The organism is Paenibacillus sp. FSL H7-0690, from assembly GCF_037980415.1.
Classification (GTDB): Bacteria; Bacillota; Bacilli; order Paenibacillales; family Paenibacillaceae; genus Paenibacillus_AQ; species Paenibacillus_AQ odorifer.
The window spans coordinates 4,643,238-4,661,404 of the sequence record NZ_CP150281.1 but is presented as its reverse complement, the minus strand read 5'-3'; the positions used below and the strand labels follow the sequence as shown (position 1 = coordinate 4,661,404).

Below are 18,167 nucleotides of genomic sequence, written 5' to 3'. Positions count from 1 at the left end.
CCTGTCGGAATCTACTCTCTAGGCGCGGTTAGACTCATTCTTACTGGTCCCGTCTGCACGTTTCACTTATTTTCAATAGAATACCATGGAGCTGGTTGCATTGCAAAGGGAAAACGTAGGATATATTTCTTCATGCAGAAAGCTCTATATATTATGTTTAACCTCAAAGAGAAGGGGTAAAGAACTTATAATCTGTTACCAGGAGGTGGATTAAATTGACTAAAGACAACAATGCCGAGCAGGGACAGAATCAAGATTCAAACGAAGTAGCAGAGCTTCAGAATAGTGTGACTCGTGAATTTGTGGAAGAGCACACCGGGGCTCCAATTGATAAGGGATTGGCTGATTCAAGTAAAGCACGTGTGTCGGATGATCAGAACCGCCTGATTACACAGCGTAATTTGCGTAAATAATCTAGTACTGTTAAAAGAGGTTTACCTGAAAAAGTGCCCCGGCAACCACGCGAATGGTTACTGGGGCACTTTATTTGTATATATTCTATTCTTCCGTTAATTCAGACACGGTTGATTTGAATGTTTCTACAAAAGCCTTTGCGGCCTTGGATAAATATCGTCCGCGTCGATATGCTACAACTAGCGTACGACTAGGCACCGGATCAGCGAGCGGTAAGTAGACTGGAACAAATTCACTCCGCGGTGCACGAGCGATAAAACGAGGAACAAGAGTCACGCCCATACCTGTTGCCACTAGGGATTGAACGGTTTCCATATTATTGCTCTCGAAAACGATTCGTGGCTCGAATCCGGCTTTCCGGCACAGCTCCACAGTCATTTTGCGGAAGCCCTGACCTTCCTTAAGTACGATGAAAGGTTCGTCCTTAAGCTCTTCAAGTGAGGTCCGTGTTCCATCTAAGATTCGTTTAGCGAGCGGATGTTCAGGAGGGACGGCAAGATCAATTCTTTCCTCTCCAAGCTCTTCATAAGCTAGAGCAGGAATTTCGAGGGGTAAGGAGAGCAGGCTTAAATCGGTCTGACCACTTGCCGTGAGCTTCTCTAGGTTCATCGACGAGTCTTCTAGCAGCGTAATTTCTACCTCAGGATAATTTTGTTTGAAAACTGGAAGCACATGCGGCAGAAGATGTGCTCCTGTAATCGGCATACTGCCCACAACTACACGTCCAGTGCGCAGTTCTGATATGTCGGACATCTCTTGTCGCAGCAGCTCCACTGCGTCAATGATAATCTGGGCTTGTTCAACGAATTTAGAACCTGCGTAGGTCAGCTCAACTGAGCTGGTATTACGCTGAAAAAGCATTACGCCGAGCTCTTTTTCCAGTTTGGAAAGCTGCTGGCTGAGCGAGGGCTGGGCAATATGCAGCTTGTCCGCTGCACGTGAGAAGTTTTTTTCGGCTGCGATTTGCAGCACATACTGCAGTTGTCTCAGTTCCATATATGGACTCCTTAGGGAAATGATTTACTTATAAGTATATCCTATTGGATTATAGTTTTGTATAGGCAACCCGAAAGAGCATTCACTTCTTCACTCCCCAGAATTTGCCGGGCCTGTTTTCAAGAATTATCCCTACTACACTGATCGAAGTATCCGATATCCTCTCACAATATATTTATTGCGCCGGATCTTGAGAGTATCTATGAGATAACTGCATTCTGTGCAGCTATTTCGTATGCAAAAGGGATGATTTTGGTTTTAAGTGTATTCTATACAACTAAAAACCAGAGTTCCCAGCTATAGGGTGATAATTCAAGAAAATAGCTGCACAAAATACAGTTATATCTATTAACGAATGATTCACAGGAATATAGCTGTACAAAATACAACTAAATGCTCCTACACATCCCGGTTACGCAACGCTCCTACATATTCAAGCTTGCGCATTGCACCTACATATTGTGCCTCAATATACCCTAACTCAGCTTATAGGTTCAGACTATCACTTTTATAGATATCATATCTTGGAATTATAAAGACAGGGGTGTTATATTTAGATCATTCAAGAGAGACTCCACGCTCTCTTCCAATGAACGATTCTATTAATGAGGTGAAATTATGAGCAACAAGACAATGTTTGAGAAGATTTGGGAGAATCACGTTATTCATCAAGAGGAAGGTAAACCTAGCATTATTTATATTGATCTGCATTTGGTTCATGAAGTTACTTCTCCGCAGGCTTTTGAAGGGCTTCGCCTCAGCAACCGGAAGGTTCGCCGTCCTGAGCTGACCTTCGCAACGATGGATCATAACGTACCAACTAAAGATCGTTTTAACATTAAAGATCCAATCTCTAAGCAACAAATTGATACCCTTTCTAAGAACTGTGCTGATTTTGGTGTAAGACTGTTCGATCTGAATGATATTGATCAAGGCGTCGTACACGTAATGGGTCCTGAAATCGGCTTGACACATCCTGGAAAAACTATCGTTTGCGGCGACAGCCATACCTCCACGCATGGTGCATTCGGCGCGCTGGCATTCGGTATCGGAACTAGTGAAGTTGAACATGTAATGGCTACCCAATGTTTGCAGCAATCCAAAGCTAAGACTATGGAAGTACGCTTTACAGGCAAACGCAACCCTGGCGTAACAGCAAAAGATATGATCCTTGGTGTTATTGCTAAATACGGTACTGATTTTGCCACAGGTTATGTAATTGAGTATACAGGCGAAGCTATTCGTGAATTGTCGATGGAAGAACGTATGACTGTCTGCAATATGTCGATCGAAGGCGGAGCAAGAGCTGGCTTGATTGCCCCTGATGAAACTACTTTTAATTATCTGCGTGGACGTCAATACGTACCGCAAGGCGAAGCTTATGATGCTGCTGTAGAAGCATGGAAGAGTCTTGTAAGTGACGAGGGCGCCCAGTACGATACGGTTGTTGAATTTGATGTGGAAACATTGATTCCACAAGTGACCTGGGGGACTAGCCCGGGCATGGGAACTGACATCAACTCCAGCGTACCGAATCCGGCGGACTTCACCACTGAAAATGAACGTAAAGCTGCTGAAAAAGCGCTTGAATATATGGATTTGACTCCTGGAACACCTATTTCTGAAATTCCGATCGATTATGTATTTATCGGTTCCTGCACTAACGGACGGATCGAAGATTTGAGAGCTGCAGCAGTGGTAGCTAAAGGTCATAAGGTGTCTGAAAAGGTTACTGCCATTGTTGTTCCTGGCTCGGGCCGTGTTAAGATGCAGGCTGAGAAAGAAGGACTTGATAAAGTCTTTACTGACGCTGGCTTTGAATGGCGTGAAGCGGGATGCAGCATGTGCTTGGCCATGAACCCGGATGTTCTGCAGCCTGGACAACGCTGTGCATCTACCTCGAACCGTAACTTTGAAGGACGCCAAGGACGCGGAGGACGTACACATCTTGTATCTCCAGCTATGGCAGCCGCAGCTGCGATCAAAGGTCGTTTCACTGATGTACGTGATTGGAATTATAAGACGGAAGCCGTCAGCTCATAGAACTAGAGAGAACACGGGAGGATAAAACTATGGATGCTTTTAAAAAATTAACAGGAATTGTTGCACCGGTTGACCGGGTAAATGTAGATACGGATGCGATTATTCCAAAACAGTTTTTGAAACGGATTGAACGGACGGGATTTGGACAGTTTTTGTTCTATGAATGGCGTTTTGATGAAGAAGGTAATGATAATCCAGCCTTCGAAATGAATAAACCACGTTATCAAGGGGCTTCTGTTCTGATCTCACGTGCTAACTTTGGTTGTGGATCCTCTCGGGAGCATGCACCATGGGCGATTATGGATTACGGGTTCAGAGTTGTAATTGCACCTTCTTATGCGGATATCTTCTACAATAACTGCTTTAAGAACGGCATTCTGCCGATTAAGCTTTCGGAAGAGCAAGTGGATGAATTGTTCAAACGGACAGCTGAGCATGAGGACTACAAGCTGACAGTTGATCTTGAGAACAACGCTTTACAAGATGAAATCGGACTGAGCATCAGCTTTGATCTGGATGAGCACCGTCGTCAATTCCTGCTGCAAGGCTTGGATGATATCGGTTTGACCCTTCAACATGCGGATGAAATTGCTGCTTATGAAGAGCGTCATGCTGCAAAGCTATTCTCTTAAAAAGAGGATATAACTGGTCTGATTCTTAAACTTTACAAAAAATACGCAAAACTTCTATTTCCGGGTGTCGGAAATAGAAGTTTTTTTGCTATAATCGATATATTCATTGGTCATTAAGGAAACATTTGGTGATTTCTGTCGTCTAAATACTTATCTAGGATCTATTACTTGCAGAAGGAGCGGAAAATGAGAATGAGAAGAGCTGGGCTTCGTGTATTGCTGCTTTTGTTACTGCCTTTATTATTTTTAACATCCACCGGACAAGAAGCTGCCGCAGCTGGTAGCAGCACAGGCAGAATTATTATGGACAATCAGGAACTTGCTTTGCCAAAAGGAATTAAACTCGAAAATGTAAATGGTAGCGTTATGATTCCGGTCAGAGTGGTAGTAGAGAATCTTGGATTCGAGGTGTTATGGGAGCAGCAGACCCGGAAAGTAACCGTTCACCAGGATGGTAAAAGCATTGAGCTGGCGGTAGGACGGAAAACAGCTGATGCAGATGGGGTGACATTTGATTTAAATGCAGCTCCTAAGCAGAGTGGCGGCACAGTACTTGTTCCAATTCGTTTCGTAAGCGAGCAGTTCGGCTTAAAGGTGGGCTGGGATAATGTTGATAAAACCGTCTATTTGACAGGTGGACAAGTTAGCAATCCTGCAATGACACCTGAGGGGAATACTACCAATCCAACAGCAACTAATACACCTGCTCCAACTCCAAGTGCTACGCCGGGAAGTGACAACGGGACAACTGCTGGCAGTGTAGTAACTTCACCCAGCCCGACACCAGTTCCACAAACAACTACGGCACCGGGAAGCACAGCAGGAATTCCAACAGGCCCTCTAGTAAACGGGGCAGTATTCACTGAGAACCGACTTATTATCGCTGTGTCGGGGGCTACTAAGCCAAACGTTACAAAAATGAGCAACCCTGATCGAATCGTCGTAGATTTTCCGGGTGCTGCGTTCGATCCGAATTTCATTGGAAGTCTTACGGGTGTTACCACCACTGGCGGTCCACAAGGTAAGCTGGACGTTGCCGGCTACCCGCTCGTTTCTGAGATCCGTTATGCACTGTTCAGTGTGAGTCCTTCCACTGTCAGATTCGTAATTCAAACGGTTGGAAATCAACCGTACCAGCTTAGTACGGATGAAAGCACCGAGCTGGTTACGATTGATTTGAATGTAACTAACAACGGAGGCAACACCACAAGGGCTAATGGAACGTTAGGTAAGCCAATTGTAGTTCTAGATGCGGGTCATGGCGGAACTCAATCAGGAGCTGTCAGTCTCACAGGTAAGCTGGAAAAAGACTTCAATCTGGCCGTCATCCGCAAAGTACAAACGCTGTTAACGCAGGAAGCATTAGTTGACGTGGTGTTTACTCGAACTGACGATGCTACATTGGGGCTTCAGGATCGCGTGAAAATTGCGGAGGCTGCTAAAGCGAGTCTCTTTATTTCAGTGCACGCGAATTCGCTAGAGGTTGGATATCCAAATAGAGATAAAATAAATGGCAGTGAAACCTATTATTCTCGCAGTGATAGTCTGCCTCTTGCTCAGATTATGCATAAGCATTTATTAGCCGCTACTGGTTTTAAAGACAACGGGATTCGTACGAAAAGCCTTCATGTTACACGGGAAACCACAATGCCAGCAGTCTTGCTAGAGGTAGGATATCTTACAAATTCAGGAAATGAATCGGCGATGTATAGTGAGCAGCTTCAAGAGAAATTAGCGAGAGAAATTGTTGCCGGAATTAAGGAATATCTGGGGCTTTAACACTTGCGGTTGGTGAGATTTCTCAATTTTTATGGAATATATTCGCAACCTTTATAGATTACCAGCGTCTAATAGAGGTCTGAGGTTGACGGAGACAGGGGCACCACGATCGCCATTCACAGGCGAATACTAGATTCTTAGAGGTGAAGAATGAAGAAATTCAGTTTGATGTTGTTATTGTTGCTCTTTGTGTTGGTTTTGCCTGAGCATGGACATGCTGCTGCCGCGAATAGCAAGATTTATCTGGACGGCAAAGAGATTACTGCAGGGCAAAAAGTACCGGTTGAAAATGTGAATGATACTATCATGGTACCGTTGAGATTGATCTCCGAGAGTCTTGGTTATACCGTGGGCTGGGATCAAAAAAGCAAAACGGTGACGATTGAACAGCAAGGGAAGGTCATCAAACTTATTGTTAATCAAAAGACAGCTTCGGTTGATGACAAAACAGTACAGCTTACCACTGCGCCTGTCCTGCGGAGTGATACGACACTTGTACCTATACGGTTCATAAGTGAGCAGTTTGGTCTCACCGTCACTTGGGATAATGCGAAGAAGATCGTGTATCTTATTACCCCAGGATCCTCAAATGAAAACGGCAGTTCTGATGGGAACTCTGGAAATGGTGGATCTGAAGTTGTTGTTCCGCCGGTAGATCCTACTAAAAATTTAACCATGATAAATGGTTTGAGCTTTAGTGAGAATCGTTTAAGCGTTGCGATGGAAGGTAATTCCGAGCCAAAAGTAAGTGTAATGACAGGGCCGGATCGGTTAGTTATTGATTTTCCTAATGCCACTTTCTCAGATCTGTTTGGTACGGGACAAGTTCTTGATCCTGATCTGAATGGTAAACTGGAAGTGAAGGATTATCCTGATGTATCAGGTGTCCGGTATTCGCTTTATAGCTCCAATCCTTATACTGTACGTTTTGTAATTGATTTGAATTATCCTAAGAATTATAACATCAGCGTATCTGGGACGGATTCTAAGTTGGTTATCATTGACCTGAATGCAGAAAGTACGGATGATACTTCAACACAGCCAGGTAATGATGGCAAGAAGCTCGTAGTACTGGATGCGGGGCACGGAGCCAAAGATTCTGGTGCAGTAGGAGTAACAGGAAAATACGAAAAGAATTTTAATTTAGCTATAGTACTTAAGACAGCAGCATTGCTGAAAAAAGAAAGTAATATCGATGTCGTACTGACACGCAGTGACGATACATTCTTGGAGCTCAAGGATAGAGCGGCTATGGCTAATAATTTAAAAGCAGATCTATTCATTTCTGTACATGCTAACAGTTCCGCATCTTCTGCGGCAAGCGGGACAGAAACGTATTATCAGCGGGAAGCCAGTAAGGCCTTAGCGAAAGTAATGCATAAGTATCTTGTTGAGGCTACAGGGCTTAGTGATCGCGGTGTACGATACGGGAATTTCCATGTCATTCGTGAAACGAAAATGCCTGCTGTTCTACTTGAAGTAGGATACCTTAGCAATAAGAAGGATGAGACATTGCTCTTTACGGAAGCATTACAAAATAAAGTTGCTGCTTCAATAGTGAGTGGGATCAAGGAATATTTGGGTATAAAATAACAGACCAGTGGCAGACGAGCGCCGCAAAGTCAGCTTTCTGCTTTTATCAATAAAAAGGCAAGAAGTGGTTTTGCGGTACCTGTCTGCCCGTATTCATCTAGAGGAGGCGTTTATTAATGTTTAAACAAAAATGGACTATGGTTGGGGTTGCTGCGCTGCTTCTACTAGTGATAGCTGGCTGTGGAGATAAGCCTACTGCAGCTCCTGCTAATGGAGTGGAGCAAGATACTACAAACGTTGTAAGTGGTGCGGGAGAAAGTACCCCAGCTCCATCTGATGATCAGGAAACCGAAGTGGCTAGCACTCCGCAACCGACAGCAGATAATACTAATGCAGAAACTCAGCCGTCTTCGAAGCCGGTAGAAAATGAGACACAAAAGCAAAGCCAGAGTATTGAAGTTTATTACACTGATTCGCAAATTATGGATTTAGTGCCTGCTAAGACTACGATTAACTACTCTGACGATGTTGAGAAATATACAGAAACGTTCAAAGCACTGCAAAGTAGTGAAAATACAGATCTTATACCTTTATGGGGAAAAATTGAACTGAAATCATTAAAATTTGTAGAGGGTCAAATCGTAATGGATATTCACAAACCAGATGAAGCTCAGCTTGGTGCGGGTGGAGAATCCTTTGCCATTACTTCACTTGCCAAAACTTATTTTCAATTTGCGGAAGTAAAGAGTATCGAAGTTTTAGTTGATGGTGAAAAGGTAGAAAGTCTAATGGGCCATGTGGATCTATTGCATCCTATGACTAGAGATAATTCTTAATTGGTTATGCAACAAAGGAATTAGGCATCTAGCTGACGAATTTTTAAACATACTATTTATTTGAGTCATAGAGAGGGGAATAATCTATTGTCCGCGCAAAAAAGGTCAAAACGTCCATTGAAGGCTTATTCTAATAAAGCAGTGTCGGCTGTTATGGCTGGTGTTATGGTTTTTGGTGGTGCAAGTGCAGTGTTTGCAGACACAGCTGCCACTACACCGACATCAACCACTACACAATCTGTAGGGATTTTTAGCGATGTGAAGACAGGCTTCTGGGCTGAAAAACATATTTATAAACTCGCTTCACAAGGAATTGTGGTTGGGAATAATGGATTGTTCCGTCCGGGTGATTCTGTAACTCAGCAGGAAGCAGTGCTTATGGCCCTGCGGTTTATGAAGCTGCAGGATAAAGTGGATGCTTCTTCTGCGGTAGCATTGCCTACAGATTTTAAGGTTACGAATTATTACAAGGATTATGTTGTGTTAGCTTTTCAACAAGGATTACTCGATAAAGCAACCGAAATGGCTCCAGATAATCTGAAGACTTCTTGGGGAGAGCGTAAAGCATCCCGGGAATGGATTGCGGAGCTGTTAATCCGCTCCCTTGGAAAAAGCGCAGATGCAGCAGGGGCCGCTAGTGAGCCAACAGGCTTTGCGGATGATACCAAAGTGTCTGCCAACAAACGTGGTTACATCAACGTTGCCGTTGATTTAGGCCTAGCAAACGGACTTGACGGCAATCGTTTTGATCCGCAAGGTGCTGTAACACGTGCGCAATTGGCGACTTTTTTCAGTCGTGCTGAAGCTCACAATACGGTTGAATACGACAACACGGTATCAGGAACGATCAGTCAATTAGCAGATGGGAAACTATCCGTTTATAACAACGGAAAGACTTCTACATATACCCTGGGAGCAAGCACTGCTTATTACACAAGTGCTTCTGAAAGCAGAATCAATCTAAGTGATGTCCAACCCTACACTAAGGTTACTGTAATTGGCGCGACATATAACGCGGCTTATGTTGAAGTGACTGACCCTACACAACAAGTAGAGACTCTGTCAGGAAACTTTGCCATGGTAGCTCCAGGTAATAAGCTTTGGTTAAAGTCACCAACAGGGTTCACTGAATACTACTACGATGAGACTACTTCCTTTGTGGATGTAAATGGAGCTGGAATTGAACCTGCTTCGCTGGTAACAGACAGTGTAGTTTCACTGCAACGTGAAACGTACAGTGGTTCGCATAAAGTAGTGAAGGTTCAGGTGACTTCAGGGGTCATTAACAAAACAACAACAGGCACCATTCAAAGTGTAGATCTTACTGGCAAAAGCATTACTTTCAAAAATACCGCGGGTACAGTAGAAACTTTTAAATGGGAAGATGAGACTTCATTATTCAGCTCCCAAGCATCAGTGCTGAAACCTGCAGATTTGAAGACAGGTAATGCGGTGAAATATACGATTCAAGATAATGTGATCCGCACTGTAGAAGTGACGGAAGGTGTTGAACGGACAGTTGAGGGGGTACTTACCGAGCTGACTAGTTCCACAGTTGTTTACAAAAAAGCAGACGGAAATCGTGAGGTTAAACTGCTTGGCACTAAACCGACGATTGTTATTCCGAACATGAGTGGAGCAGTAGCTGATGATCTTATTGCTGATGCAGTAGGTGGGGACAAGATTCAGGTTACCTTAAACAGCAGCGATCAAGTTACCAAAATTGAAGTGTTAAGCCGCCAAATTGAGCAGTATAGTGGAGCAACAATTGTGGATTATAATAGCAAAACACAGCTCCTTACAGTTATGGACAGCAGCAAAAAAGCCCATGTGGTTCAGTTGGATGAGAAAACAAAGCTGATTTATGAAGGTGCATTGCCTAACTTAACTAATATGGGTGCGAAACTTATCGAGAACCGCAAAGTTAATCTGAAGGCAATAGGACAGCGGGCTTTGTCTTTGGAAATTGTCACAAAGTACGAAGGAACTTTAACAGCTGTTAATTCTACGTCGAAAACTCTTGTTTTGAAGCTTAATGATGGACAAAGTTTAACGATGCCTTATCCGCAACTTGTTGATCTCTTTGGTAAGACTAGTCCTTCCCTAAGTGATATTCCTATTGGAAGCAATGTAACGGCTTCACTGACTACAGGTCAGGATCTGATAGCGGTATTGAAAGTGAAGACTGTGCTGCAAGTTGAAGCGGCAACCGTGAATTCTGGAACCAACCGTTTGGGCATCAAATGGAATGGGGGAACCAGTGATATTAATACTTTGGCAATCCCGTTGACCAATGAAGCTGGTGAGAGCATTAAGCTAACGGATTTAAAAGCGGGAGATTATCTTAATGTGACCTTTGATGGTAGCTCACCGCTGGCTATTCAAGCAGTTAAGCTCACAACAGGTCAGGTAAGTTCTGTAGATGCCGCTGGGAATAGCGTAGTCGTGAAGGATTATGCTGGAGCTGCACAGACCTTAGCGGTAAGTGGAGGAGTCAAAATCATTCGTGACGGCTCGACAACGACTGCTCTTAGCAACTTGACGGCAGGGGACAGAGTAGAGATTCGCAAGGATCCGGATGGATCTACAACGATTCGTATTATGTCTCAGCTCAGTAGAACATTCTCACGTTATGAGAGTGCAACAAACTCATTGGTGACGAAGAGACCTAATTTGAACGATAAATATCAATTTTTTGTTCCTGCTAATGTTTATATTCATCAGGGAGATTCGACTTTATCCGTGCAATCTTTGAAAGAAAATGATAATATTATAATGTATTTCAATAATGATATTTTGGTTGAAATTGTGAAACAATAGTTGCAATGGTGGATTTCTGAGTGAATCACCGTCTTGACACAGGGGGCTTTACCTGCGTCAAGACGTTTTTTTTGAAATATAAGAAAGTATAAGTATTGCTCCTATACTGTATGTCTTATATTTCTCGCTTAAACGCTTACTGTTCTTATTAGGACAATCCAGGCGTTAATACTTGAAATATAATGCCAGTATCGTATGTGTTGAAATGTATGAATCCATACGTTATAATACATACTTTGCTTATATTTCTAACATTTGAGGTGAGACGCTCGTAGAATTTTCTGAGCGTTTTTGCTCCGTGGAGGGGACACTATGAAAGCTGCAGACGTCCGCCACATTTTGGATACGATTGGAGATTTGTTTCCGGATGCACATTGTGAGCTGAATCACAGTAACGCTTTTGAATTGACAATAGCGGTGCTGCTGTCAGCCCAATGTACGGATGCAACGGTGAACAAAGTGACCGAGGACCTGTTCCAAAAGTACAAAGCCCCCATCGATTATATTTCTGTGCCGCTGGAGGAATTGGAGGGGGATATCCGGCGCATCGGCTTATATCGTAACAAAGCTAAGCATATCCAAAGCCTGTGCTCTATACTCATAGAACAGTATGGCGGAGAAGTGCCTGAGGCACATGACTTACTTGTAACGTTGCCAGGAGTAGGTCGTAAAACCGCTAACGTAGTAGTATCCAACGCATTTGGAGTTCCTGCCATTGCTGTGGACACTCATGTGGAGCGGGTTGCTAAACGACTTGCATTGGCAGGCTGGAAAGATTCTGTGCTTGAAGTGGAGAAAAAGCTGATGAAGGCTGTGCCACGTGATGAATGGACGCTCACGCATCACCGGCTAATCTTTTTCGGACGATATCACTGTAAGGCTCAGAATCCAAAATGTCAGGTTTGTCCGCTCCTTGATGTATGTCGAGAGGGCAAAAAACGTATGAAAACGGCTGTCGTCAGGAAAGCTAAAGATCATACGCCAAAAAGTTAAAAGTTAGAGTTGAAGAAGAGGATGGGATAGAGATGAAATGCATTTCTGTATACACAGATAATTTTGAGGTATTCTCGGATATTTTTGACCGCGTAGTGGAAAGCCCGCTGGAAGAAAATGAAGAGCAAGAAGTAGAGGGCATTACGATCAGTCATTCCGGTGATGTGCCTGAGCACTATCTGGAGCGTATGTCTGTAAAACCAGAGGTTGTCGTAATGAGAGACAAATCTCGTGGATTGACTATTCTGCAGCACGGAAAAGTTTTTGAAATTCTGTTGCCTGTTTTGGAAACTGCATAATTGAGAAGTGACCTGAAATGGAGTCGGCCCTTGGGGCTGGCTCCTTTTTTATTGAATATCCTTATATTTCTACGAGAAACGACTGTTGGCTTTACAGGACGACAACCTCGCTTCTTTTTTGGTATCATTTCGTAGGAGATGATAGGTTATTTTGTAAGTAGTGTGTATTTAATTTGTGTCAAACTGGTGATAAACTGTAATTATTATTTATAAAAAATGTTCCGCGCTAAAGTTCAGAAATTGCACCTATATAAGTTTTGCATAAAAAAGAGCTTAAATCAGTATTCATGAATGGATTAAGATCAGTGCATGATTAGAAGGTAACTGTGGAGGTGGAATGTCTGTGGGAGCGGAACAGGTTAGAATTCAGAGAGAAACATTAAGTGAAACAGCATCGCAGCTTTCCCGGCTGAAAGATTTAATGCGCCACTGGGGCGATGAGAGTGCTGAACGAATATATGAAGATTTACAAAATAAAGAGGGTGGGAATGAACTGACCCTTGCTTTTTGTGGGCATTTCTCGGCAGGGAAATCCAGCATGATTAATCTTTTATTCGGCAGCTCAGTGTTGCCTTCCGGACCTGTGCCGACTAGTGCCAATATTGTTTCTATTCGCAGCGGGGCTCCACGAGTGCTTATCTATCCAAGGGTTGAGGGAAGTGGAAATGAATCTACCCCTGTAGAGACAACACCAGAAAGATTACAGGAATATTGTCGAAATGGCGGAGAATATTCCGCGATTGAAGTCTGGAATGAGATTCCTCTTCTAGGGAAGCATGGTGTTCTATTGGATACGCCTGGCGTTGATTCGACGGATGATGGCCACCAGGCGGCCACTCGTTCCGCGCTGCATTTAGCTGATGTCGTCTTTTATGTTATGGATTATAACCATGTTCAGTCAGAGAATAATTTGGCTTTTGCCAAAAATCTCAGTGACTGGGGCAAACCGCTCTATCTTATTGTTAATCAGATAGACAAGCACAGAGAACAAGAAATTTCCATTGAAGAATATAAACGCCAGCTTGAAAATGCTTTTGAGCAGTGGGGGATTCATTGTGCGGGGATTCTGTTTACCTCACTCAAAATGAAAGAGCATCCACTGAATCATTGGGATAATCTGCTGAACCTTATAACAGAGCTGTTGGAGCACAGGGAACAATTGCTTCAATATAGCTTGTCACGTTCCCTTCATCATACAGCAGATTCTTCGCTAACCGCGTTCCGTGAAGACCAGCAGGAGGAACGGGAAACTTTTTTAGCTGAGCTAGAGGGTGCAGAGGTTACAGTTGTGATGGAAGAGCTGAAATCGCTGGAAGAAGAGAAGGCACTGCTTGAGGAGCTGCCTCAGCAATCACGAGCTAGCCTGCGAAGTGATCTTGATGCCTTACTCAATAATGCTAACTTAATGCCTGCGGATGTTAGAGAGGCGGCAGGGAGCTATGTGGAGAGTGTCAGCCCAGGCTTCCGCTTAGGTTTGTTCTCTACAGCCGGACGGCGGGAGAAGGAGCAAGGCAAACGACTGGATGCCTGGCAAGGATTACTGGTCCGAGAGGTTTCCGCTCAGCTGGAATGGCATCTGATTCAGCTGGTACGTCAATGGGCGGAGAATCTCGGACTGTGGGCAGAGGAGGCAGAGACGACTCTGAAGCAAGGGTTCCCGGCTGTGAGCCAGGAATGGCTGGCGGCTGCAGTTAAGCCGGGAACGGGGAATAGCGGCGAGGCGCTGCTCAATTTCTGCCGCACACTTGCGGCAGATCTGAAGAGCCAATTCCGCCGCGCTGCGCTGTTAGTTGGCGATGAGCTGCTGGCGAAGCTGCCATCGCTTATCGAGGAGCAGCGCGCGGAACTCCAGCGCCGCGATCAGGCCCTTACGCGGCAGGCGAGCGCTGCCCGCGCGCCGCCTGGACCGCGCGGCTGACGCCCGCGCGCACGAGCTAGCGGCGCTGCTGCCGCCGCGCCGGACCCTCACCCCCGGCATCCTGCCGGAGGTGAGGGTCACCCCGCGTGCGGCTGCGCAGAGCGCCGCACCGCGGGCGACCCAGCCGCGCGAACGCGCCGCGGCTGGAAGTGCCGCCGCCGCAAGCTGGGCGGCGGGAACGGCTTCGCCGGCGGGCGGACGCCGCCGGCTCTCGGCAGCCGCTGACGCGCTGGCGGCTGCGGCAGAGCTGCTGCGCCGCGAGCCAGCGATGGCATCGGCGGCGCGCAGTCTGGCCGCACGGGCGGAGGATCTCGCCGGCGGCCGCTTTACCCTTGCGCTGTTCGGTGCGTTCAGCGCAGGCAAATCTTCCTTCGCCAACGCTTTGCTCGGCGAAGAAGTGCTGCCCGTGTCGCCACACCCTGCCACGGCCGCAGTTAACCGCATATTGGCTCCGGAAGGAGACTTCCGCCATGCCAGCGCGGTTGTAACGATGAAGAGCATGGCGGATTTCTGGGATGACATCTGCCATTCCTTCAGCGTGCTGCAGCTTGGAGAGCCGCAACAGGATACGTGGACAGCAGTACTTGCGAGCCTGCCAACACGGGGAATTCACCCCTCTGCGCTGCCGCATGCAGGATTTCTAAGAGCCGCAGCATCCGGTTGGGCTGAAGCTGAGCCGCTATTAGGAACGGTGCGGACGGTTGATTTGGATGAATATCGAAACCTAGTTGCGGAAGAGACCCGGGCTTGCTTCGTGCAAGGGATTGACCTATATTATGCCTGTCCTTTGACGGAGAGCGGGATTGTGCTCGTAGATACACCAGGAGCAGATTCACTGCATGCACGCCACACTGGCGTAACCTTTAGTTACATGAAAAATGCGGATGCGATCTGTTTTGTGACCTATTATAACCACGCCTTTTCGAAGGCGGATCGCGGCCTCTTGGCCCAGCTGGGCCGCATTAAAGATAGCTTTTCTCTCGATAAAATGTTCTTTATTATTAATGCCTCCGATCTCGCTTCAAGCGAAGAAGAACTAGATGAGGTTAAAGCACATGTCGTTCAAAATCTGCGTGCCGGAGGTTTGCGGTCTCCGAGAATCTATGCTTTGTCCAGCTTGCTTGCTCTAGAAGCTAAAACTCAACATAATCACGATCTTTATGAAACCTCCCGCTTCAATGAATTTGAGCAAGCATTATCCAGCTTTGCTGGTGATGAGCTTCCACAGCTTTCACTTAACGCAGCTGCTGAGAGCATCGCATCGGTTCGGCGCCGGGCTGAGGAATGGCAGAATCTGGCTTCCAAGGCGGCGAACGAGCGTGAAGCCGGGTTAAAAGAACTGCAGGAAAGGCGGCAGTTCGCCATGAAGCGGTTATCTCTTTTGGAGACTGAGGAACGTCCTAGCAGAGATCTTATTCATGAAAGTGAAGAACTGATCTATCATGTGTGCCAGCGGATTAGCTTCTCCTTCAACAGAAATTTTCAGGAATCTTTTCATCCCTCCTTACTGCGTGAGGATGCAGGGAATTTAAAAGCCATTTTCTCTGCCTGTGGTGCCGAACTAATACGTACTACTCAGCGCGAGCTTGAGCAAGAGCTATGGGCAACAACGCTGCGGCTAGAGAGCACGGGACGCAGGCTTGTACATGAAGCTGCTGAAGCGGCAGCTACAGAGCTACTCTTTTCCACGGAGGAATTTCATCTTATGGAGAATGAGGAGCAGGCTTGGCCATCTCCTAAGGATCTGGAATGCCAGCTTCAGCCTGTGCAGTGGTCCGCTTTATGGGGCCATTTCAAATCCCCGCGTTATTTCTTTGAGGGAACTGGGCGGGAGTTGGTCAAAGGTGCGGCAGAGCCGCTTTTGAAAGAAGCGGTTAATCTTGCAGCGGCAGAGCAGAAGGAAAAATTAATCGCTCATTACGTCGAGAATATCAGCAGAGAATTAAAATCTGCTGCCGAAAGCCTGCAAGAAGGGCTTGCGGAGCAAGAGAAAGCGATGTTAGATCTCCTTAAAGGGGGTGAGACTGCAGATCATTGGGGCCAAATAAGCCACCAATTATCACGTCTAGAACAAACTTTCGTTGATAAAGTCGACAAAGTTCTGTGAAGTTTGTAGGAAAATGTCGAAGAACACTTGCAATCTGGCGTATGATGGATGAAAATAAAGAAGCCTGAAAATATACAATGAAACTGTTACGTTTTCTGAAATTCATAAAAACGAGACAGTCAATTTGCCGAAAGAGGTTGGAATCGACAATGTGGGGAGCTCCTTTTTCAGCTCAAAGCCGCAAGCTGTTGCTGCTGGGCAGCGGGGAACTGGGTAAGGAAGTCATAATTGAAGCTCAACGCCTTGGCGTAGAGACCGTAGCTGTAGACCGTTATACCGATGCACCGGCGATGGGTGTAGCTCATCGTTCACATGTAATTGATATGCTGGATGCAGAGGCGCTGAAAGCGCTGATTCGCTCTGAGAAACCGGATGTCATTGTTCCGGAGATTGAGGCAATTGCCACTCATGCTCTTCAAGAGCTTGAAGAAGAAGGCTTTTTCGTTGTTCCGACGGCGCGGGCGGCTCGGCTGACCATGGACAGAGAAGGGATTCGTCGTCTTGCGGCTGAAGACCTTGGACTGCCAACTGCTGATTACCGTTTTGCGGATAGTCTGGAAGAGCTGCAACAAGCTATAGCCGAGCTAGGCACTCCTTGTGTCATTAAGCCGATTATGAGTTCTTCTGGCAAGGGTCAGAGCGTATGCAAAAGCCCTGAGGATGCAGAAAACTGCTGGAACACTGCTTTGGTTGGAGCGAGAGCTAAAGGAACACGGGTTATCGTGGAGGCTTTTGTTACTTTTGAGAGCGAGATTACTCTTTTGACGGTGCGATCTGTGTCTGGTACGGTATTTTGTCCACCTATTGGACATATTCAGAAGGATGGAGATTACGTGGAATCCTGGCAGCCTCACTTTATGAAGCCAGAGCTGCTTGAAGAAGCGCAATCTATTGCAAAAGCAGTAACGGATCAGCTCGGAGGTTTCGGTATTTTTGGAGTGGAACTTTTTTTGACAGATCGAGGCGTATTGTTCAGTGAAGTGTCACCTAGACCCCATGATACGGGGATGGTCACGATGGCGACGCAGGATTTATCTCAATTTGCAGTGCATGTCAGAGCTATTCTTGGTTTTCCTGTCCAGTCAGTACAATTGCTGACACCTGGTGCCTCAGCTACGCTGAAGGCTGATGGAGAAGGACGAGCCTTTGCTGTGACCGGAATTGGTGAAGCTTTGGAACTGCCTAGGACCCAGGTTCGCGTATTTGGTAAACCGGAAGTTCGTCCTGGTCGGCGGATGGCAGTAGCGTTAAGTGCGGCGGAAGATGTGGAAATCGCGCGGACGATAGCCAAGCAGGCGGCGTCTATGCTAAAAGTGGAGGTATATGAGGATGAACAGTAGTACCATGGCACCTGTACTGGAAATTCGCAAATGCGGCTTGAATGATCTGGAGAGAGTTACGGCGCTTCTGCGGGAATTCGGCTATCCAACAACGCTAAGCGTGATGAAAGAGAGACTGGAAAGCATGGAGAACAGCAATCTCCAATGCACACTTGTAGCAGAGCTGAACAATGAAGTTGTGGGTATGATCGGCCTTAGACAGGTAAGCTCGTATTACAAACAGACAGATTGTATCACTGAGATTACTGCACTTATCGTATCAGAAGAACTCAGAGGAAACGGACTCGGTAAAAGACTTGTGGCCGCAGCAGAAGAATGGGCACGTGAGCAAGGTTGCTGTCAGCTTTTCCTTAGAAGTGGCAACCGCGTAGAACGCGCACCGGCACATGCTTTTTATCGTCATATCGGTTTCGAAAAGACAGCAGGCTATCGCTTTAACAAAGCGTTGCTATAATAC

14 protein-coding genes are annotated in these 18,167 nt (G+C 45.9%); 13 read left to right on the top strand and 1 reads right to left on the bottom strand.

Going from position 1 to position 18,167, the window contains the following annotated elements; translation table 11 throughout:
• Window positions 1–215: 215 nt before the first annotated feature.
• Complete coding sequence (locus tag MHI32_RS20535; RefSeq protein WP_076308386.1) at window positions 216–413, top strand: hypothetical protein; 198 nt, start codon at window positions 216–218, stop codon at window positions 411–413.
• Window positions 414–498: 85 nt separating this feature from the next.
• Here MHI32_RS20535 and MHI32_RS20530 read toward each other — a convergent pair whose 3' ends face one another.
• Complete coding sequence (locus MHI32_RS20530) at window positions 499–1,410, bottom strand: LysR family transcriptional regulator (RefSeq protein WP_076101451.1); 912 nt, start codon at window positions 1,408–1,410, stop codon at window positions 499–501.
• A 618-nt stretch (window positions 1,411–2,028) separates the two neighbouring features.
• Here MHI32_RS20530 and leuC point away from each other — a divergent pair.
• The 12 genes from leuC to MHI32_RS20470 all read left to right on the top strand — a co-directional run bounded on the left by leuC (window position 2,029) and on the right by MHI32_RS20470 (window position 18,164).
• Window positions 2,029–3,453 (top strand): 3-isopropylmalate dehydratase large subunit, encoded by a 1,425-nt coding sequence (gene leuC, locus MHI32_RS20525; RefSeq protein ID WP_076127568.1) that lies wholly within the window; start codon window positions 2,029–2,031, stop codon window positions 3,451–3,453.
• A gap of 29 nt (window positions 3,454–3,482) precedes the next feature.
• The gene (leuD, locus tag MHI32_RS20520) at window positions 3,483–4,085 is read left to right on the top strand and encodes a 3-isopropylmalate dehydratase small subunit (protein WP_340010712.1); all 603 of its coding nucleotides are present in this window, start codon (window positions 3,483–3,485) and stop codon (window positions 4,083–4,085) included.
• A 186-nt stretch (window positions 4,086–4,271) separates the two neighbouring features.
• Entirely contained in the window at window positions 4,272–5,864 is a 1,593-nt protein-coding gene (locus MHI32_RS20515; RefSeq protein WP_340010710.1) for an N-acetylmuramoyl-L-alanine amidase family protein, read from the top strand.
• A gap of 150 nt (window positions 5,865–6,014) precedes the next feature.
• Window positions 6,015–7,457 (top strand): N-acetylmuramoyl-L-alanine amidase family protein, encoded by a 1,443-nt coding sequence (locus MHI32_RS20510; RefSeq protein ID WP_340010709.1) that lies wholly within the window; start codon window positions 6,015–6,017, stop codon window positions 7,455–7,457.
• A gap of 116 nt (window positions 7,458–7,573) precedes the next feature.
• Window positions 7,574–8,233 (top strand): GerMN domain-containing protein, encoded by a 660-nt coding sequence (locus tag MHI32_RS20505; RefSeq protein WP_340010707.1) that lies wholly within the window; start codon window positions 7,574–7,576, stop codon window positions 8,231–8,233.
• An 87-nt stretch (window positions 8,234–8,320) separates the two neighbouring features.
• Window positions 8,321–11,053: an S-layer homology domain-containing protein gene (locus MHI32_RS20500; RefSeq protein WP_081387837.1), complete on the top strand. Its 2,733-nt coding sequence runs from the start codon at window positions 8,321–8,323 to the stop codon at window positions 11,051–11,053.
• A 312-nt stretch (window positions 11,054–11,365) separates the two neighbouring features.
• Window positions 11,366–12,046: an endonuclease III gene (gene nth / locus MHI32_RS20495; RefSeq protein WP_036676333.1), complete on the top strand. Its 681-nt coding sequence runs from the start codon at window positions 11,366–11,368 to the stop codon at window positions 12,044–12,046.
• Between the two features lie 32 nt (window positions 12,047–12,078).
• The gene (locus tag MHI32_RS20490; RefSeq protein ID WP_036676334.1) at window positions 12,079–12,345 is read left to right on the top strand and encodes a hypothetical protein; all 267 of its coding nucleotides are present in this window, start codon (window positions 12,079–12,081) and stop codon (window positions 12,343–12,345) included.
• 343 nt (window positions 12,346–12,688) lie between these two features.
• Entirely contained in the window at window positions 12,689–14,263 is a 1,575-nt protein-coding gene (locus MHI32_RS20485) for a dynamin family protein (RefSeq protein WP_340010706.1), read from the top strand.
• A 70-nt stretch (window positions 14,264–14,333) separates the two neighbouring features.
• Window positions 14,334–16,370, top strand: a complete 2,037-nt coding sequence (locus tag MHI32_RS20480; RefSeq protein ID WP_340010704.1) for a dynamin family protein — start codon at window positions 14,334–14,336, stop codon at window positions 16,368–16,370.
• Window positions 16,371–16,519: 149 nt separating this feature from the next.
• Window positions 16,520–17,710: a formate-dependent phosphoribosylglycinamide formyltransferase gene (purT, locus tag MHI32_RS20475; RefSeq protein ID WP_076183965.1), complete on the top strand. Its 1,191-nt coding sequence runs from the start codon at window positions 16,520–16,522 to the stop codon at window positions 17,708–17,710.
• Entirely contained in the window at window positions 17,700–18,164 is a 465-nt protein-coding gene (locus MHI32_RS20470; protein WP_232061416.1) for a GNAT family N-acetyltransferase, read from the top strand. Before purT ends, MHI32_RS20470 begins: the two co-directional genes overlap by 11 nt.
• Window positions 18,165–18,167 lie beyond the last annotated feature (3 nt).

Bases quoted from the DNA above. Each gene is read 5' to 3' on its own strand.
- MHI32_RS20530 (WP_076101451.1), bottom strand. From the start codon at position 1,410: ATGGAACTGAGACAACTGCAGTATGTGCTGCAAATCGCAGCCGAAAAA.
- leuC (WP_076127568.1), top strand. From the start codon at position 2,029: ATGAGCAACAAGACAATGTTTGAGAAGATTTGGGAGAATCACGTTATT.
- leuD (WP_340010712.1), top strand. From the start codon at position 3,483: ATGGATGCTTTTAAAAAATTAACAGGAATTGTTGCACCGGTTGACCGG.
- MHI32_RS20515 (WP_340010710.1), top strand. From the start codon at position 4,272: ATGAGAATGAGAAGAGCTGGGCTTCGTGTATTGCTGCTTTTGTTACTG.
- MHI32_RS20510 (WP_340010709.1), top strand. From the start codon at position 6,015: ATGAAGAAATTCAGTTTGATGTTGTTATTGTTGCTCTTTGTGTTGGTT.
- MHI32_RS20505 (WP_340010707.1), top strand. From the start codon at position 7,574: ATGTTTAAACAAAAATGGACTATGGTTGGGGTTGCTGCGCTGCTTCTA.
- nth (WP_036676333.1), top strand. From the start codon at position 11,366: ATGAAAGCTGCAGACGTCCGCCACATTTTGGATACGATTGGAGATTTG.
- MHI32_RS20490 (WP_036676334.1), top strand. From the start codon at position 12,079: ATGAAATGCATTTCTGTATACACAGATAATTTTGAGGTATTCTCGGAT.
- purT (WP_076183965.1), top strand. From the start codon at position 16,520: ATGTGGGGAGCTCCTTTTTCAGCTCAAAGCCGCAAGCTGTTGCTGCTG.
- MHI32_RS20470 (WP_232061416.1), top strand. From the start codon at position 17,700: ATGAACAGTAGTACCATGGCACCTGTACTGGAAATTCGCAAATGCGGC.